Here is a 16,811-nt window from a genome sequence, read left to right as displayed (position 1 = left end):
ACGTATCCGTATGTTGGTTGAAGACCGGAATGGCTGGATTGGGGCTGCGACGAGCGACGGAGTGTTTATTTTTCGTCCCGAACGTTTGCTGGCAGATGAGCAGGCATATTATCATTATAACAGGCAAAACGGGAATTTACGGAGTAATGAAATCCGACATCTTTTGCAAGACCGTAACGGTAATCTGTGGATAGCTGAAGCGGGAGCCGGTTTCAGTATCTGCAAACCAGGTGATGATTATGCTCGGCTTCGTTTTTCGCATTACGGAGTGAGTGATGGCTTGGTAAACGATATGATACAGGCTTTTGCTGAAGATTCTAAAGGGAATATTTGGATTACCACCGAATATGGAGTTTCGTGTTTTGATGTATCTTCGAAGACTTTTCTGAATTATTTCTTATCGATGCAGATGTTGCAGAATGTTTATAACGAGACTTCCGCACTAGCTTTGCCAGACGGGAGAATCCTGATGGGTTCCAATGATGGGGTTACTGTGGTTGATCCTTCACGGGTTAATACTGACCGTCGTATACCGTATGTGACTTTTACTGACCTACGATTGAACGGTGTTTCAGCCGGGAGTAGTGGGACAGAGCGTCTATTCGAGAAATCATTGCCTTATACCTCTTCGGTACAGTTGGATTACAGCCAGCATTCGTTTACTGTTTATTTCTCTACTTTGGATTATTCGGCTATTGTGCCGCCTCGATTTACCTATCAGTTGCAGGGGTATGATAAAGGATGGAGTGTGCCTTCGGTATTACCTTGGGGTACTTATAAGAATCTTCCCCCTGGCACTTACAAGTTGCATGTGAAGGCATGCAATTCGTTCGGACAGTGGGGCGATGATTATACGACACTTGAGATTGTTATTGTTCCACCTTTTTGGCGTACTGGGTGGGCATTTGTCATTTATTTGTTCTTGCTAGGGAGTCTGATGTATGTGGCATGGCGTGTCGTGCGTCGCATGGATGATTTGCGGAACAAGGTCAAGGTGGAAAAAGAACTGACCGAGTACAAATTGAGGTTCTTTACCCATATATCCCACGAATTCCGTACGCCGCTTACGCTGATTCAGGTTGCTCTGGACAAGATGCATCAGGTGAAAGTGATTCCGAAAGAGATGGTATCTTCTGTCCGTATGATGGATAAAAGTGCCCGACGTATGTCACGACTTGTTAATCAGTTGCTTGAATTCCGGAAAATGCAGGAAAAGAAGCCTGTGCTTTCGTTGGAAGAAGCAGATGTCATTGCTTTTTTACACGAAATATACTTGAATTTTAAGGAAGTGGCTGAATCTAAAAGAATGGATTTCCGTTTTCTTCCTTCTGTTCCGTCTTATAAGATGTTTCTGGATAAAGAGAAGCTGGACAAGATAGTTTACAATTTGCTTTCCAATGCATTTAAGTATACTCCTTCCGGTGGAAAGGTTGATTTTTCGGTTCAGGTGGATGAAACAATTCATCAGCTTGTTATCCGCGTGGTTGATACAGGGGTGGGAATACCGAAAGAAAAACGTGAACAACTTTTCAAGCACTATATGCAAAACAGTCTTTCGGGAGATAGCATGGGAATCGGATTGTATCTTGTTCATGAACTGGTGCAGGTACATAAAGGAACTGTTGTCTATGAGGAATGTAGGGGAGGAGGGTCGGCGTTTATCGTTACGCTTCCTGCCGATGTCTCGGTTTATGATAAAAAAGATTTCCTGATACCTGAGAGTGCTTTGTTGCATGAAGAAGAGTTGAGACATCGTTTATCGCCCGTGATGCCATTGTGTACAACCGCAATAATCCGAGCATCCTTTTTTATGAATGTGGTAATGAATCTATCAGCCGTGAGCATATGATAGAGATGAAGGCGATTCGTGACCGTTTCGACCCTTATGGAGGGCGTGCCATCGGTTCACGTGAAATGTTGGATATCAATGAAGCGGAATATGGAGGCGAAATGTTGTACATCAACAAAAGTAAGAAACATCCGATGTGGGCTACGGAATATTGTCGTGATGAAGGCTTGCGCAAGTATTGGGATGAATACAGCTATCCGTACCATAAGGAAGGAGAAGGACCGTTGTACAAGGGACAGCCTGCTTCCGACTATAATCATAATCAGGATATGTTGGCTGTAGAAATTGTACGCCGTTGGTACGACTATTGGCGCGAACGGCCGGGAACGGGTTTGCGTGTAAGCAGTGGCGGTACGAAGATTATCTTTTCTGATTCGAATACGCATTATCGGGGAGCCGAAAATTATCGCCGGAGTGGAGTGACCGATGCGTTGCGTATTCCGAAGGATGCATTTTATGCTCATCAGGTGATGTGGAACGGATGGGGGGATACGGATAAATATCAGACGTATATCATTGGGCATTGGAACTATCCGGAACATACGGTGAAACCGGTCTATGTGGTGTCGAATGCCGAACAGGTAGAACTTTTCCTGAACGGTACATCGCTGGGCAAAGGAAAGCGGGATTATCATTTCCTGTTCACTTTTGACAATGTTGCTTATCAGCCGGGTAAACTGGAAGCGGTGAGTTATGATGTACAAGGCAAGGAGGTGAGCCGTTATACACTGGAAACAGCAGGTGAGCCGGCACGCTTACATCTGACGGCTATGCAGAATCCCGAAGGATTCCGTGCCGACGGTGCGGATATGGCATTGGTTCAGGTGGAAGTGGTAGACAAGAATGGTAGGCGTTGTCCATTGGATAACCGTATGATATCGTTTCTATTAGAAGGTGAAGCCGAGTGGCGGGGTGGTATTGCTCAAGGTCCGGGAAATTATATCCTGAGTAAAGAATTGCCGGTAGAATGTGGTATCAACCGTGCTTTGTTACGCAGCACCACAAAAGCGGGAAAGATTACGGTGACCGCCCGTGCCGAAGGACTTCCTGAAGCGAAACTTGCATTGGAAACCCTTCCGGTAACGCTGGTGGGCGGATTGAGTGATTATCTTCCCCAATATACATTGAAGGGCTACTTGAGAAAGGGGGAAACTCCACTTACCCCCAGTTATGTGGATACAAAACGTGATGTGGCTGTAGTGTCGGTAAAAGCCGGAGCTCATCAAGAGAAAGCTTGTGCCAGTTATGACGATAATGAATTGAGTGAATGGGTGAACGACGGCCAATCGGCTACGGCATGGATTATCTATACATTGGCACGTGAAGCGGAAATTGATGATATTTGTCTGAAATTGAACGGATGGCGTTCGCGCAGTAAGCATTCGATAAACTACAGTCATTAAATATCTATATAATGATAGCGACTGTTACTATTGGATTCATAGTGACAGTCGCTATAGTTTTGTTGAACCTGTATGTTGACGTTGTGGTTAGTTAGCGGATTCTACAGTTTGTTTGGTCAACAGGCTCTCCGGATGTTGCAGTTTCCATTTGTGCGGAAGAAGGTTAAGCAGTTCCTCATCAGCGGACTTCTTATGATACGGCATTTGGGCAATGATATCCTTCAGGTAATCCCTTGGGTTCACATCGTGTGCCTTGCAGGTGGCTAGCAGGGAACAGATTACAGACATGTTAACGGCAGCCTCGTGATTACCGCAGAAGAGATAGTTCTTGCGCCCCAAAGCAATTGGCCGGATGGCATTTTCCGCCAGGTTGTTGTCCAAAAGCAGGCGTCCGTCCTCCAGGCATCTCATCATGTTGTCCCATCGGGTATAGGCATACGAGACAGCTTTGCCGATTAGCGATTGGGGACTGTATTTGATGCCTTCCGTTTCCATCCACGTCTTCATGGCCTCCATGATTGGGCGTGTCAGTTCCCGGCGTTTCGCTTTGCGTCCGTCGGACGACAAGCCCGCCTTATCGCAGCAGTGCTCAATCCTGTACATGTACTGTATCTGGGCCAGCCCATATTCGGCTTCCTTTTTGTTTTCACCCAAGGCATGCTCAAAATCACGGCGGATATGCGCCATGCAATTGACCAGCCGCACGTCGGGGTTGGTCTTGAAGGCTGTCTCATAGCCTGCAAAACCGTCGCATTGAAGGTATCCTTTGAAGCGGTATTGGCTTGCCAGTGATTCGATGACTGATCCGGCCCGGGATCCCATGTCATAATGGAAGATGACCAGTTTTTCCATGACCGACCTGACCATCCAGAGGTATTCCTTTTCCGCCTTGTGCTTTCCTCTGTTGATGACCGGGATGGTGGTCTCGTCCGCCTGCACATAGTCGCAAGAGAAAACCTCTTTCTTAAGCGACTCATACAGGGGCTTCAGCAGTTCTACCGTCTTCTTGAACCATCCGTCCAGCGTGCTTTCCGTAAGGCCTTTCAGCCCGAGATGCCTGTATTGCCGTATCTGACGGTAGAACGGGACGTGGTATTCATACTTCTGAAGCAGTATCTCGGCAAGCAGGCTGGTATCAGCGATGCACTTGTCAACAGGCATCAGCGGCATGGGGGCAATCTCCACTCCTTTCTGTCCAGCCGGAGGAAGCATGGTGCTGTCCTTGAGTGCATATTTGGGACGGATGATTTCCTTGACGTAAAGCATCCCCGGCTTGTGTTTGACGACTTTTGTTATCTCTTCGCCTATTCTACGGTATAAAGACAGGTCAACACCTGTCGGTTCTATTGTCTCGGTCTCCAGTACGGGTAAGTCCTCTATCATTTTTCGGTTCTGACGATTCTGCTTCCGTACTTCCGCCGATTCCTTTTCAATCTTCCCAACGGCTTCGTCGCGCTTTTCTTCCGCCTGATGTTGGAGTCCGGCAAACTCGTCTGCAAAAAGATCGGGGATATTAGGGTCATATGCGCGAAGCTTCTCCGATTTACGCCCAAAGAGCTGACGGTTCAGCCATGCGACCTGAGCCGTCAACTCTTTGATACGTTCCTGCAGATCTTTAATCTGCTCTGACTGTTCTTTATTGGTGGCAGACAACGAAGCGACAGTGGCATTCAGCCCTTCTATCGTCTTGAGTAATATAGCTTTTTCATCCATTGCCTGTCTCTTTTTTACTGATGTAAAGATACTAATTATTAATGGATTATACAATAATACCAGCACTTTTTTCAATAAAAAACATGTCATACATGGTACTCCTTACGCTCTGCCCTGAGCCGCCGGAGCCTCTGCCCCGGGCTTTCCTGAATGCCCTCGACCATCATTACCAGGTCACGCCATTCCATGGGATAACTGTCTGATTCCGGGTCGTATTCCGGCAGTTTGAAGCGTCCGGCCTCCAGCCGTTTGACGTACATCACCATGCCGCCGTCTTCCGCATGAAGCAGCTTCATAAGCCTGCGGTTGGAGCCGATGAAGATGAAGACATCGCCGTTCTTCACCTCACTTTTCATCTTTTCATGCACCACCCCGCACAGCGAACTGATGCCCTTGCGCATGTCCGTCCTGCCGGGACACAGGAAGTAGCGCATCGTGTCGTTCAAGTTAAACATGGCCCTCCTGCAGACTTTGGTTCAACACTTCCATCAACAGCTTCTCTGAGCCGTTTCCAAAGTGGGCACGGAGTCCGTTGGGAAACAACAAGGACACGCCGTAAGGAGCCTGTTCGTCCAAGGACAATTCTGCTGTTGGCCGTTTGATATTGATCGGAGCCAGCTCTTGTTTGATACTGTCTTTCTCGGCAGAGTATTTCTTTTGCCAATAGTGATAGGTGGAATAACTCACTCCTATCTGTCGTAGGTACGACTTCAATGACAGGCCGCTTTGTTGCACCTGCATTTCTAATTCTTCACATTCAGTTCTGTTCATTGCTATTCGGTTTGATTGTTATGCGGGGGCAAAATTACAATCAAGCCATAGGACATGCAATGTGTATTTCTTAGAATGCTTACTTCGCGCAGTTATCCTTTGGAAGTTTATGCCGGCAATCAGTTGGTCTGGAGCGGAAATACGGACAAAAGTTTGGGATATGTCCATTTGCATGTAGACAAACCAGTACGCTCGGATGAGATAACCATCCGTATGAAAGGAGGTACAACAGATAAAGATGCTTTCGGACAGATAATCGAAGTAGCGGGAGGTGCAGCGAATGATATGGAGAAAAGGGCAAAGGTGGACAAAGGCAATTATAATCTCCGTATTATTGAAATTGAATTTTTAGAAACTATCAGATGATAAGGTTAGTAGTTGTGTAAGAAGCAGAGAGATACACCCGGAAATAGAACTTCGGGCGTATCTCTTAGCGTTTTATCAGGAGTTTTTTATTTCGATGGTACAGCTGGCTCCACCTTGAAAGTTAACGTCCCGGCATTAATCAGATCATTGTGGTTGATGCGGTATCCGCATTTTTTGTCTCCCATGCGGATGTAGTCGATGAAGCCCCATCCGGAATCTCCCGATTCGTTTATGCGCTCGATGACCAGTTGGTCACGTCCGTAATACTTGGGGTCAAGCTTAATGGTGATTTTGTCAAACGTAGGTGTGGTCAGCGTATATTCGGGTACGCCAGGACAGTCGGGGTAAAATCCCATCATACTGAAAATAGCCCATGCCGACATGGTTCCTGTATCTTCGTTTCCCGGCAGACCGTCGGGTTTGGTGGTGAAGTATTTGGCAAGCAGTTCTTTTACCAAAAGCTGTGTGCGCCGTTCTTCTCCCTTGAAGTAACTGAACAGGTATGGATAAGCGATGTCCGGTTCGTTGGCAGGGTCGTATAGCCCTTCATCGAATACCATTTGCAGTTTGTCGACGAATTTTTTCTTTCCTCCCATCAGTTTGGCTAATCCCATTACATCGTGAGGCACATAAAACGTATAATTCCATGCACTGCCTTCGTGAAAGCCTGGATTAGGCTCGAAATTGGCACCCAGTTTGGGGTCGAAGGGTGAATAGAAGGTACCATCAGGCAAGAGTGGACGGAATGTGCCGAACTCCTTGCAATAATAATGTTTGTATCCCATTGAGCGGGCGTAGAACAGTTTGGCATCGTCTTTCTTTCCCAAGGCTTTTGCCAAGGTGGCAAGTGAATAGTCGGCGATGTAATATTCCAGTGCGTGTGATACGGAGTTGTCGAACTGTTCGCGTAAAGGAACGTATCCCAATTTCATATAGTCGTCGTTGTCTGGGCGGAGCAGGTTGTCTTTTCCCGGTGTGTCGGCTCCCTTGCGCATGGCTTCGTAGGCAAGTTCGATGTCGAAATCACGCAAACCTTTCATCCAGGTGTCTACCAATACGGGGATGGCAGGGTCGCCTTCCATGGTCAGGGTCTCTCTTCCATAAAGTTCCCATTTGGGTAGCCAGCCGTGTTCCTTGTACATGTCAACCATGGTGCGTACCATATCCATCTGGCGTTCGGGATAGACCAGTGTCATCAGCTGGTGCAGGTTGCGGTAAGTATCCCACAATGAGAATACGGTGTAGCGGTTTCCTTTCGTGGTGAGGATTTTGTCGCCTTCCATTTGCGGATATTCTCCGTTTACGTCTTGCAGCAGGTTGGGATGAATCAGTGCATGATAAAGTGCGGTATAGAATACGGTTTTCTGGTCTTGGGTGCCGCCTTCTACCTTGATTCGCCCTAAGTCTTCGTTCCAGCGGGTACGCGCTTCGTTGTGTATAGCGTCGAAGTGTTGTCCGTGCTGTTCCTTCTCCAGGTTCTCGCGTGCATTCTCAATGCTGACAAACGATACGCCCATGGCCACTTCTATCTGTTCGCCTTCTTCCGTATCGAAAGTGAACCATGCGCCGATGTCGTCTCCTGCTATGTCTTTATTGTACTTGGTATACAGTTTGTATTTGCCTTGGTCGGGGTCCCATTCTGCTTCAACTCCTTGCATCGGGCGTTGTTTTTTCCAGTAGCCTGTCGCTTTAGGTGCCTGGCTGATACGCATGACGAAATAGATGGGGAAAACTGCTTGTGGGTTGTAGCAGAACGTACCCAACACTTTCATGCCTTCCACTTCCCGGTCGTTGACTCTCCGCATATAGGCTCCGGATTCGTTGGTCAGTCCTTCGCCCAAGTTTAACAGGATGTGGCTTTCGCCTTTCGGGAACGTGAAACGTGTAAGTCCGGTGCGTGGCGTAGCGGTAGCTTCTGCCTGAATATTGTATTTGGTCAGTGAAATGGTATAATATCCCGGCGTGGCATTCTCTTTTTCATATTTACTGCCATAGTTGTGGTAGTCTACATCCAATTTGCCAGTGGTAGGCATCAGTAGGAGCGAACCTAATTCGGGACATCCCACGCCGCTCAGGTTGACGTGCGCGAAGCCGGTGAAGAAGCTGTTGGTGTATTCGTAGGGAGTAGACCACCATCGGGCATCTTTGTCGTAAGTATTGTCGGATGACCCCATGACGTTAAAAGGAACAACCGACATCATGCCGTTAGGGCAGATGGCACCGGGGTTACAAGTGCCGAAATTGGTGGTGCCGATAAACGGATTTACATAGTCGGCAGGCTCTTGCCCCATAAGCGGGCTTAATAGAAACAGGCTTGCCAGGCAAGTAAGAAAATGTTTCATGGTGACTTAGGTTTTAGGTTTGTTTTTTAATGAATACAGAGACACAGAGGCCGGGAGCTGTTGGTAGAATATGCTCTGTGCCCTTGTGTCTCTGTGTAGAACGCGTCTCTTAAACGATAGAATGGCTCTTGACAAATGCGATGATTTCATCAATGTATCCAAAAGCCATGCCTACCACGGTATCGGCAGCCCCATAATATATGGCTACCCGTTTGCCATCTTGCAGTGCGGCACAGGGAAATACCACGTTGGGTACGTCACCTTGCATTTCGTAGGAAGCTGCGGGTGCCAGCAAGTATGGTTGGGTACGGTATAACACTTTTTCCGGATTTTCTTTATCGAGGATAGCTGCTCCCATCGAATACCGGAATCCGTTACACGTGGTGATGACCCCGTGATAAAACAACAGCCATCCCGCTTCGGTGAGGAAGGGAACCGAGCCTGCACCTATTTTGGTACATTGCCAGGCACTGTCTTCGAACGGAGTTACTTTCATTACGCAACGATGCTCTCCCCAGTATTTCATATCGGGGCTGTAACTGATATAGATATCACCAAAAGGTGTGTGCCCATTGTCACTGGGACGGCTTAGCATAGCATACTTGCCGTTTATTTTTTGCGGGAATAGCACACCGTTCCGGTTGAACGGCAGGAAGGCATTCTCGCATTGATAAAATTCTTTGAAATCGAACGTATAGCCGATGCCGATGGTTGGTCCATGATATCCGTTACACCAGGTAATCCAGTAACGGTCTTCTATCCATGTTACCCGCGGGTCGTATTTATAATCAGATTCAATCATTTCTGTATTCCCTGCTTTGAACTGGATTGGTTCATGCTGGATGTCCCAGTGGATTCCGTCCTTGCTGAATCCGGCAAAGATGTTCATTTGTACAGCCTTGTTGTCGCAGCGGAAAACTCCGGCAAAGCCGTCGCCGAAAGGCACTACGGCACTGTTGAAAATGCTGTTCGATGTAGGTATGTCATAGCGTCCGATAATGGGATTCTGCGAGTATCTCCACATCACATCTTTGCAATCTGCCGGTCGTTCTTCCCACGGCATTTGAAATTTCTCTACCATAAGTCTTCTTTTAATTGATAATTGATAATTACTCTTTTTAGGGATTATTTTGTTTATTATTCTTTTTCACCTTTCAGTAAAGAGCCGTCCGGTGCATACTTGAACGGAACAAAATACGTAATCAGGAAAGCAGGGATGGTGGCTATCAACACGAAAATGAAGAAGGGTTCGTATCCTCCCGGTTTGTTGAACCATTCACCCAAGGTTTCGCAAACCCATCCGCTCAGCATACCTGGTAACATGACTCCCAGGTTCATGATACCCGATGCGAAAGCGTAATGTGCCATTTGGTGTTTCCCGGGTGCCACTTGTTGCATCATAAAAAGTGTCAACCCTACGAATCCGAATCCATAGCCGAAGTATTCAAACACGATGCCGCTACAGATAATCCATCCGCTTTCGGGTTGGAAAATCGATAACAGGGCATACACGACAAAGGGCAGATTGAAGATACAACACAGTGTAAATAAGGTTTTCTTCAGTCCTCGTGAAGATATATAATAGCCTGCCAACAATGAACCTAACACAAACGCTGCGGCTCCGTATGCACCATAGTATAGTCCGATTTCCTTTTCACTTAGTCCCAAACCTCCAGTAGCACGGTCTGCCTTGAGAAACAGCGGTACGATTTTCATTACGAATCCTTCGGCAAAGCGGTATAAGATGATGAAACAGAGGTAATACACGATGTGGCTCTTGCGGAAGAAATCGGCAAGAACAGCTACCAACTCTTTCATCACATCTCCGGCTGTCCGTTTTTCGTTTGTATCTCGTTGCTTGCCTTTAGGAAGCATAAATATATGGTAAATGCCCAGCAATACCATTGTTGCACATAGAATCGCCATAATCAGCATCCATGCTTTCTGGTTGGCTGTCAGCATAGTTGCTTGGTCAGCGTTTCCGATGCCTCCATAACGCTCGATGGCATATCCGGCAAGATACACCAGTCCACCGGTGGCCACAATTTTGGCAATGTTATAAAATGCTCCTTGCCAGCCTATGTATTTAGCCTGTTCGGAAGGGGTAAGTTCGCTCATATAAACCCCGTCGCATGCAATATCATGTGTAGCACCGCTGAAAGCGATAACAGCCAGCAGGGCAATGGCGATGCTGAAGAAATGAGGCAAGTTCAGCGAGAATGCCACCAGTCCGAAGGTGATACCGGTAATCAACTGAGTGGCGACCACAAAGAATTTTTTCGTCTTGAACAGTTCCAGAAAGGGACTCCATAGAGGTTTTAATGTCCAAGGCAACAGGATGAGTGAGGTCCAGAATGTAATCAACTTATCTTCTACACCCAATCCTTTGAACATAAGTACTGTTACCATATTGAGCACCACAAAGGGAAGTCCCATGGCGAAGTAAGCGGTAGGTACCCACGTGATGGGACTTCTCTGGTGTGCTGTATGTATTTGTTTGTCTTCTTTCATGACACGGTTACATTATTTCTTCGTTTCGTTGCTGAACGAGTAAGGAGCATCTTCTGCTGCAATGCCTCTTTGCTTATTGGGAGTATTGCTCATTGTAATGTCAATGTTTCCTCCGTTTTGCAAAGTCGAATGCGTGACATAGTTCTTGGTATAGTTTTGCCCGTTTACAGTCATGGCTTTGATGTAGAAGTTTTCTTTGCTGTTCTCAGGAGCATTGATGACAAATGTGTTGCCGTTTTCGAAATGTAAGGTCGCTTTTTTGAACAAGGGTGCTCCCATTACGTATTGGTCGGTTCCTGGACATACGGGGTAGAATCCCAGTGCTGTAAATACATACCATGCAGAGGTTTGTCCGTTGTCTTCGTCACCACAATAGCCGTCTGGAGTAGGAGTATACATGCGGTCCATTACTTGTCGCAGCCAGTATTGAGCTTTCCATGGCTGTTTGGCGTAATTGTACAAGTATATCATATGTTGCACAGGTTGGTTGCCATGTGCGTAATTACCCATATTCATGACCGTCATTTCACGGATTTCGTGAATGGGGAATCCGTAATAGCTGTCATCATAAATAGGTGGTACGGCAAATACCGAATCCATCATTGTGATGAACACGTCATCGCCTCCCATCAGGTTGATAAGTCCTTGTGGGTCATGGAATACAGACCATGAGTAATGCCAGCTGTTGCCTTCGGTGAAAGCATCTCCCCATTTCAGTGGTGAGAAAGGCGATTGGAAAGTACCGTCTTCATTTTTCCCGCGCATCAGTTTGCTTTCAGGGTCGAACAGGTTTTTGTAGTTCATGGCACGTTCTGCAAAAAGTTTGATTTCTTTTTTAGGACGGTCAAGAGCCTTGGCTAGCTGATAAATGCACCAGTCGTCGTATGCATATTCCAAAGTACGGGCTGCGTTTTCGTTGATGTTCACATCGTAAGGAACGTAACCCAGTTTGTTGTAATATTGATATCCCTGACGTCCGGTAGAGGAAACTTCGGGATGCACGTGCTCAGTTCCATAGAGGATACCTTGGTAGAGAGTTTCCACATCTTCCACTCTCACACCTTTCAGGTAAGCATCTGCCAGTACTGATGCCGAATTATTTCCTACCATGCAACCGCGGTGCCCGGGGCTTGCCCATTCGGGGAAGAATCCACTTTCCTTGTAAGTATTGATGAGCCCTTCTTGAATTTCTCTGTTCACTGAAGGATACATCAGATTCAACAGTGGGAAAAGGCAACGGAATGTATCCCAGAAACCTGTGTCGGTATACATGTATCCTGGCAAAACTTCGCCGTTATACGGGCTATAGTGTACGATTTGTCCCTGTGGATTGATTTCATAAAACTTGCGGGGGAACAGAAGTGAACGGTATAAGCAAGAATAGAAAGTACGGTATTGGTCCAAATTGCCGCCTTCCACTTCGATGCGTCCCAATACATTGTTCCAGGCATCTTGTCCTTTCTGTACCAATTCATCGAAAGAATCATTTCCCAATTCTTTCAGATTCTGCATAGCCTGTTCGTAGCTGATGAAAGACGATGCGATGCGTGCATGCACAATTTCTCCTTTATGGGTGCTGAAGCCAATAATGGCACCTGCATGATCGGCTTGTTGTTCAGTACTGTTCTCGTTCAGAATGCTGTCGGCTACGGTTGCCTGATAAGTGAACGGTTTGTCGAACTCGATAACAAAATAGTTCTTGAAATTGGCAGGTACACCGCCGCTGTTTCGGGTTGAATATCCGAGGATACGGTTGTTGGCCTTGTCAATTTTTACGTATGAACCTTTGTCGAAAGCATCAATTGCGATGTATGAGTGATTGTTTTCGGGGAAGGTGAAGCGGAACATCACGGCACGTTCGGTCGGGGTCATTTCCGTCACGATGTCATAGTCTGCCAGATATACCTTGTAATAATGGGCTTTGGCGGTTTCTCCTTTGTGTGCGAACCAACTTGCACGTTTTTCTTCATCGAATATCGGGGCATTGACCATCGGCATGATGGAAAATTGTCCATAGTCGTTTATCCACGGACTGGGTTGGTGTGTCTGTTTGAAACCGCGTATTTTGGTAGCTGTGTAAGTATATTGCCATCCGTCTCCCATTTTTCCGGTTTGAGGAGTCCAAAAGTTCATTCCCCAAGGACGGGCAATGGCGGGATAGGTATTTCCGGTGGAGAGTTCGAACGTGGATTGTGTACCTACCAGTGGACTTACATAGTCGACATAATTTTTAGCTTGTCCTATGGTGAACAGACAGACAAACAAGGTGATTAGTAAGGATTGTTTTTTCATGGTCGTGTTTTTTTATTTGCTAATGTGTTAAATGTGAATAGGTGCTCATGCAGCCAATTTGCGAATGTGCTAATTACTGGTTGAATAAAGAATTAATTCTTTCCCTTTGTAAATTAGCACATTGGCAAATTAAATGCTGGCACATCGGTTCTTAAATTCCCCATTGGGTAGGTTGGCTGGTCATGACGATTTCCAACGTACCTCCGGCAGCAATGTCTTTATGGTTCAGGAACGGTACGTTCAACGGTTGACCGTTTAATGTTGCGCTCTCGATATATTTGTTGTCTGCCGAATTGTTTTTTGTGATGATTGTAAAGGCTTTTTTATCAGGCAGGTTGATGATAGCCTTATCGAATATCGGACGGCCGATAGAATATACAGGCTTGCCTGGACATACTTGGTAGAATCCAAGAGAATTCAAGATGTACCATGCCGACATCTGTCCGCAGTCTTCATTGCCTGACAGGCCATCCGGAGCGTTGCGATATTGTTCTTTCAAGACACGGTCTATCAGTTCTTGGGTCTGCCACGGACGGTTTACATAATTGTAGAGATGAATTACGTGGTGACTCGGTTCGTTTCCTTGTGCATATTGTCCGATAAGGCCACTGATATCGGCCGATACTAATTCACCTTCGATGGTCGAATCGGCATTGAACAGTGAATCCAGTTTGCCGACAAATGCTTCTTTGCCTCCCATCAGCTCTACGAAACCTTCTATATCTTGTGGTACGAACCACAGCCATTGCCATGCGTTGCCTTCGCAGTAATCATCGTTCCGGTGATTTGAAGCCTTTGGATTAAACGGACTGCGCCAGTTTCCTTTCGAGTCCAGACCGCGCATGAAACGGGTAGACGGATCGAAATAATGTGTATAGGCTTTTGCCAACTTGGCATACTTTTGTTGGTTTTGATAATCGCCCACGGCTTCTGCCAGAATAGAGATACAATAATCGTCGTAAGCATATTCCAATGCTTTTGCTACCGACTCGTTCTCACGGTCACACGGAATATAGCCAAGGGTGTTTTTATAATATTTTGCCATCGGCATCAGGAAAGGCAATACTTCAGGCGGGCATTTAATGCCTGTCGTGTCGTATTCAGCTGTCCGTAAGCATGCCTTGTAGGCTTCCTGAAGGTCAAAATCAGCATTCCCCTTGGTATAGGCATCGGCTATGAGCGATGCTGCATGATACCCAATCATTGTCCCTGTGTAGTTGGATGCCAGGTCCCACATCGGGAATACGCCACCTTCTTGGCTTTTCAAAATCAACGAGCGGATAAAGTCGTTGTTCAACTTGGGGTCAATGATAGAAAGTAACGGGTGAAGTGCACGGAATGTGTCCCATAACGAAAATACAGTGTATACCGGTTTGTTCACGTCACCTTGGTGTATCTCGCGGTCCATTCCCAAGTAACGCCCGTCTACGTCTGTAAAGAGATTCGGGCTGATGGCCGTGTGGTACATGGCTGTATAGAATATGTTTTTGTTGGTCGCATTAGAGGTGGTGATGTCTATCTTTGATAGGTAGGCATTCCATGCCTGGCGTGCATCGTTGCGTACTTTGTCGAAGTCCCAGGCTGGGATTTCAGCTTCCAGGTTCTTTTTTGCCCCTTCCGTATCAACGGCAGAGATACCCACTTTTACCATGACAGGTTCGTCTTTTTCAGTCTTGAATTTCAGCAGGACTTTGCATCGTGGTTGTGTCCGGCCTTTGGCATCGGTCAGTGTGTCACGCACAATGGTGTAAGTAAAGGGCTTGGAGAACTTGGCATAAAAGCTAGCCTGTTGGTCGAATGCCCAGTATTTGGTCAGTTTGCTGCCTTTGATTTCCGTATCGCTGACGACGTCTACTTGCATGTCCAGGTTGGTCTGGTATTGGATGGAATAATCCATGTCAAGTATGAACCCGGCATTTTCAGATGCAGGGAACGTATAGCGGTGCAGTGCTGCACGCGGGGTAGCGGTCAGTTCAGCCTTTACTCCGTAGCGGTCAAGGAATACCGAATAATATCCCGGTTCAGCCATTTCGTTTTCGTGACTGAAAGGAGAGGCGTATGGCAAGGTTTGACTGACATAATCTTGCGGGTTGTATTGTTGTTCGCCTACGGTAGGCATCAGCAGGAAATCGCCGTAATCGGCACATCCGGTTCCGCTGACATGGGTGTGCGAGAATCCGTTCAGGGTCGAATCTTCGTAATAATATCCTGAACAGGCATCCCATCCGTCGATACGGGTATCAGGGCTGGGTTGAATCATGCCATTAGGTACTACCGGTCCGGGAAACGTGTGTCCGTGTCCTCCTGTACCGATAAAAGGGTTGACATACGCTGTATAGTCGGGCGTTGTGGCATTTGGGGCACACGCTGCCAACATGAAGACAGCTCCTGCGCAGTAAGCTATCACCGAAAGCTTTGTTTTCATAATATGATTATAAGTTTGAATTAAGTTAATACACCTTATTATATTATTATATTGTTATATGCCTGCATCGTTTTCCAGTTGCAGGTCGTTCTGTTTTTCCTTTTGTTTGAAACCTCTTCAACTGGTTGCCTTTATTCTTCCGATGAAATGAATACCGTTCCTTGGTTTATCTTGTAATTGATATGGATGGTATTCTGCAAGATTTTCAAAACATCGTCTATCGTGTCTTTCTTTTTCAACACACCCGAATAAGTCGCTGTCCGGTCTATATCGGGCGAAAGAATGATATCCACTCCATATAGCTTTTCCAAGATGTCGGCTATGCGGAACATGTTTGCCTGATCCAATGGAATCAGATTGTTGTGCCAAACGGCATCTACTATGGCATCGGTTTGCGACACTTTCATCTGTCGTGTCACCAGGTTCAGTTCTACTTTCTGCCCCGGTGATAAAGTGATTGCACCTTCGTTGTGGTTTCCTTCTACTTTTACTTCACCTTCTATCAGCGATGCTTCTGCATTTTTCCCTTCATCTTGGCTCCTGAAGTTGAACTTGGTACCCAATACTTGCACGCTCATGTTTTTACTGAGCACTTTAAACGGTTTGTGCTTGTTTTTGGTTACTTCGAAATATGCTTCTCCATTCAACCGGAGCTCTCGCTTTTCCCCATCGAATTTTTCGGGATATTTCAAAGTCGAATTTTCATTCAGCCATACTTTGCTGTTGTCAGGTAAGACCAATGCCAGCGTTTCTTCACTTCCGGTAGAAACGGTGACCAGATGTTCTTCTTGTCTTCCTAGTGTAAACCATACTGTCAGTCCGGCTATGGCTACACATGCGGCAATGGCTGCTGCATATCTCATCCCTTTTCTGAAGAACGGGATTGTGGACCGTTCTTCTCCGATGCGTCCTTCCAGTTTCTTTTCTGCTTGTCGCAGCGTTGTCTCGTCGGGTATTGCATCTTCTTGTCCCAAGTAGAAAAGTTCTTCCCACTTGAAAAACAGGGTTTCGTGTTCTTTCGACTGATTGACCCATTTCATTACAGCCCGTTTTTCTTCGGGCGTGCATTCGTCACGGAAAAAGCGCATTATTGTTTCATAATTCACTCTCATTTCTTTTTACCTATTTTCTATACCTTG

At 46.4% G+C, this 16,811-nt stretch carries 10 protein-coding genes and 2 pseudogenes (1 of these 12 running past the window's edge); 3 read left to right on the top strand and 9 right to left on the bottom strand.

Features of this window, described 5'->3' with window-relative positions; genetic code table 11:
- Both B5G04_RS20315 and B5G04_RS00285 read left to right on the top strand, forming a co-directional pair.
- A protein-coding gene (locus B5G04_RS20315; RefSeq protein WP_239413989.1) for a sensor histidine kinase crosses the window boundary here: on the top strand, positions 1–1,849 show its 3' portion. Its footprint begins 215 nt before the window's first position; the window shows 1,849 of its 2,064 coding nt (coding positions 216–2,064); its start codon lies off the left edge, out of view; its stop codon occupies positions 1,847–1,849.
- Positions 1,765–3,225, top strand: a pseudogene (locus B5G04_RS00285) (DUF4982 domain-containing protein); the annotation flags it as partial. The gene B5G04_RS20315 and the pseudogene B5G04_RS00285, both read left to right, overlap by 85 nt.
- Positions 3,226–3,339: 114 nt before the next feature.
- Here the strand turns inward: B5G04_RS00285 and B5G04_RS00280 are convergent.
- The 3 genes from B5G04_RS00280 to B5G04_RS00270 all read right to left on the bottom strand — a co-directional run bounded on the left by B5G04_RS00280 (position 3,340) and on the right by B5G04_RS00270 (position 5,736).
- Positions 3,340–4,965 carry an IS66 family transposase gene (locus B5G04_RS00280; RefSeq protein ID WP_087395044.1) on the bottom strand — a complete coding sequence of 542 codons (1,626 nt, stop codon included), beginning with the start codon at positions 4,963–4,965 and terminating at the stop codon, positions 3,340–3,342.
- 86 nt (positions 4,966–5,051) lie between these two features.
- Entirely contained in the window at positions 5,052–5,420 is a 369-nt protein-coding gene (tnpB, locus tag B5G04_RS00275; protein WP_013616133.1) for an IS66 family insertion sequence element accessory protein TnpB, read from the bottom strand.
- Entirely contained in the window at positions 5,413–5,736 is a 324-nt protein-coding gene (locus tag B5G04_RS00270; RefSeq protein ID WP_087395040.1) for a hypothetical protein, read from the bottom strand. The genes tnpB and B5G04_RS00270 overlap by 8 nt, the downstream gene beginning before the upstream one ends.
- Before the next feature lie 84 nt (positions 5,737–5,820).
- Between B5G04_RS00270 and B5G04_RS00265 the strand changes: the two are divergent.
- Positions 5,821–6,102: pseudogene (locus tag B5G04_RS00265) on the top strand (beta-galactosidase); the annotation flags it as partial.
- A gap of 86 nt (positions 6,103–6,188) precedes the next feature.
- Here the strand turns inward: B5G04_RS00265 and B5G04_RS00260 are convergent.
- The 6 genes from B5G04_RS00260 to B5G04_RS00235 form a co-directional block, all read right to left on the bottom strand.
- Positions 6,189–8,393: a GH92 family glycosyl hydrolase gene (locus tag B5G04_RS00260; RefSeq protein ID WP_239414021.1), complete on the bottom strand. Its 2,205-nt coding sequence runs from the start codon at positions 8,391–8,393 to the stop codon at positions 6,189–6,191.
- Between the two features lie 160 nt (positions 8,394–8,553).
- Positions 8,554–9,525, bottom strand: coding sequence for a glycoside hydrolase family 130 protein (locus B5G04_RS00255; protein ID WP_022039580.1), 972 nt, complete (start codon positions 9,523–9,525; stop codon positions 8,554–8,556).
- 56 nt (positions 9,526–9,581) lie between these two features.
- Positions 9,582–10,955, bottom strand: coding sequence for an MFS transporter (locus B5G04_RS00250; protein WP_087251092.1), 1,374 nt, complete (start codon positions 10,953–10,955; stop codon positions 9,582–9,584).
- A 12-nt stretch (positions 10,956–10,967) separates the two neighbouring features.
- A complete protein-coding gene (locus tag B5G04_RS00245; RefSeq protein WP_087251089.1) occupies positions 10,968–13,247 on the bottom strand; it encodes a GH92 family glycosyl hydrolase in 2,280 nt (759 codons plus the stop codon).
- A gap of 151 nt (positions 13,248–13,398) precedes the next feature.
- Complete coding sequence (locus tag B5G04_RS00240; protein ID WP_087395034.1) at positions 13,399–15,672, bottom strand: GH92 family glycosyl hydrolase; 2,274 nt, start codon at positions 15,670–15,672, stop codon at positions 13,399–13,401.
- Positions 15,673–15,803: 131 nt separating this feature from the next.
- Entirely contained in the window at positions 15,804–16,784 is a 981-nt protein-coding gene (locus B5G04_RS00235) for a FecR family protein (RefSeq protein WP_087395030.1), read from the bottom strand.
- Between the last annotated feature and the right edge of the window lie 27 nt (positions 16,785–16,811).

The organism is Bacteroides sp. An51A, assembly GCF_002161565.1.
GTDB classification, from domain to species: domain Bacteria; phylum Bacteroidota; class Bacteroidia; order Bacteroidales; family Bacteroidaceae; genus Phocaeicola; species Phocaeicola intestinalis.
Note: the sequence above shows the minus strand (reverse complement) of the source record. Positions and strands in the feature narration are given on the sequence as shown.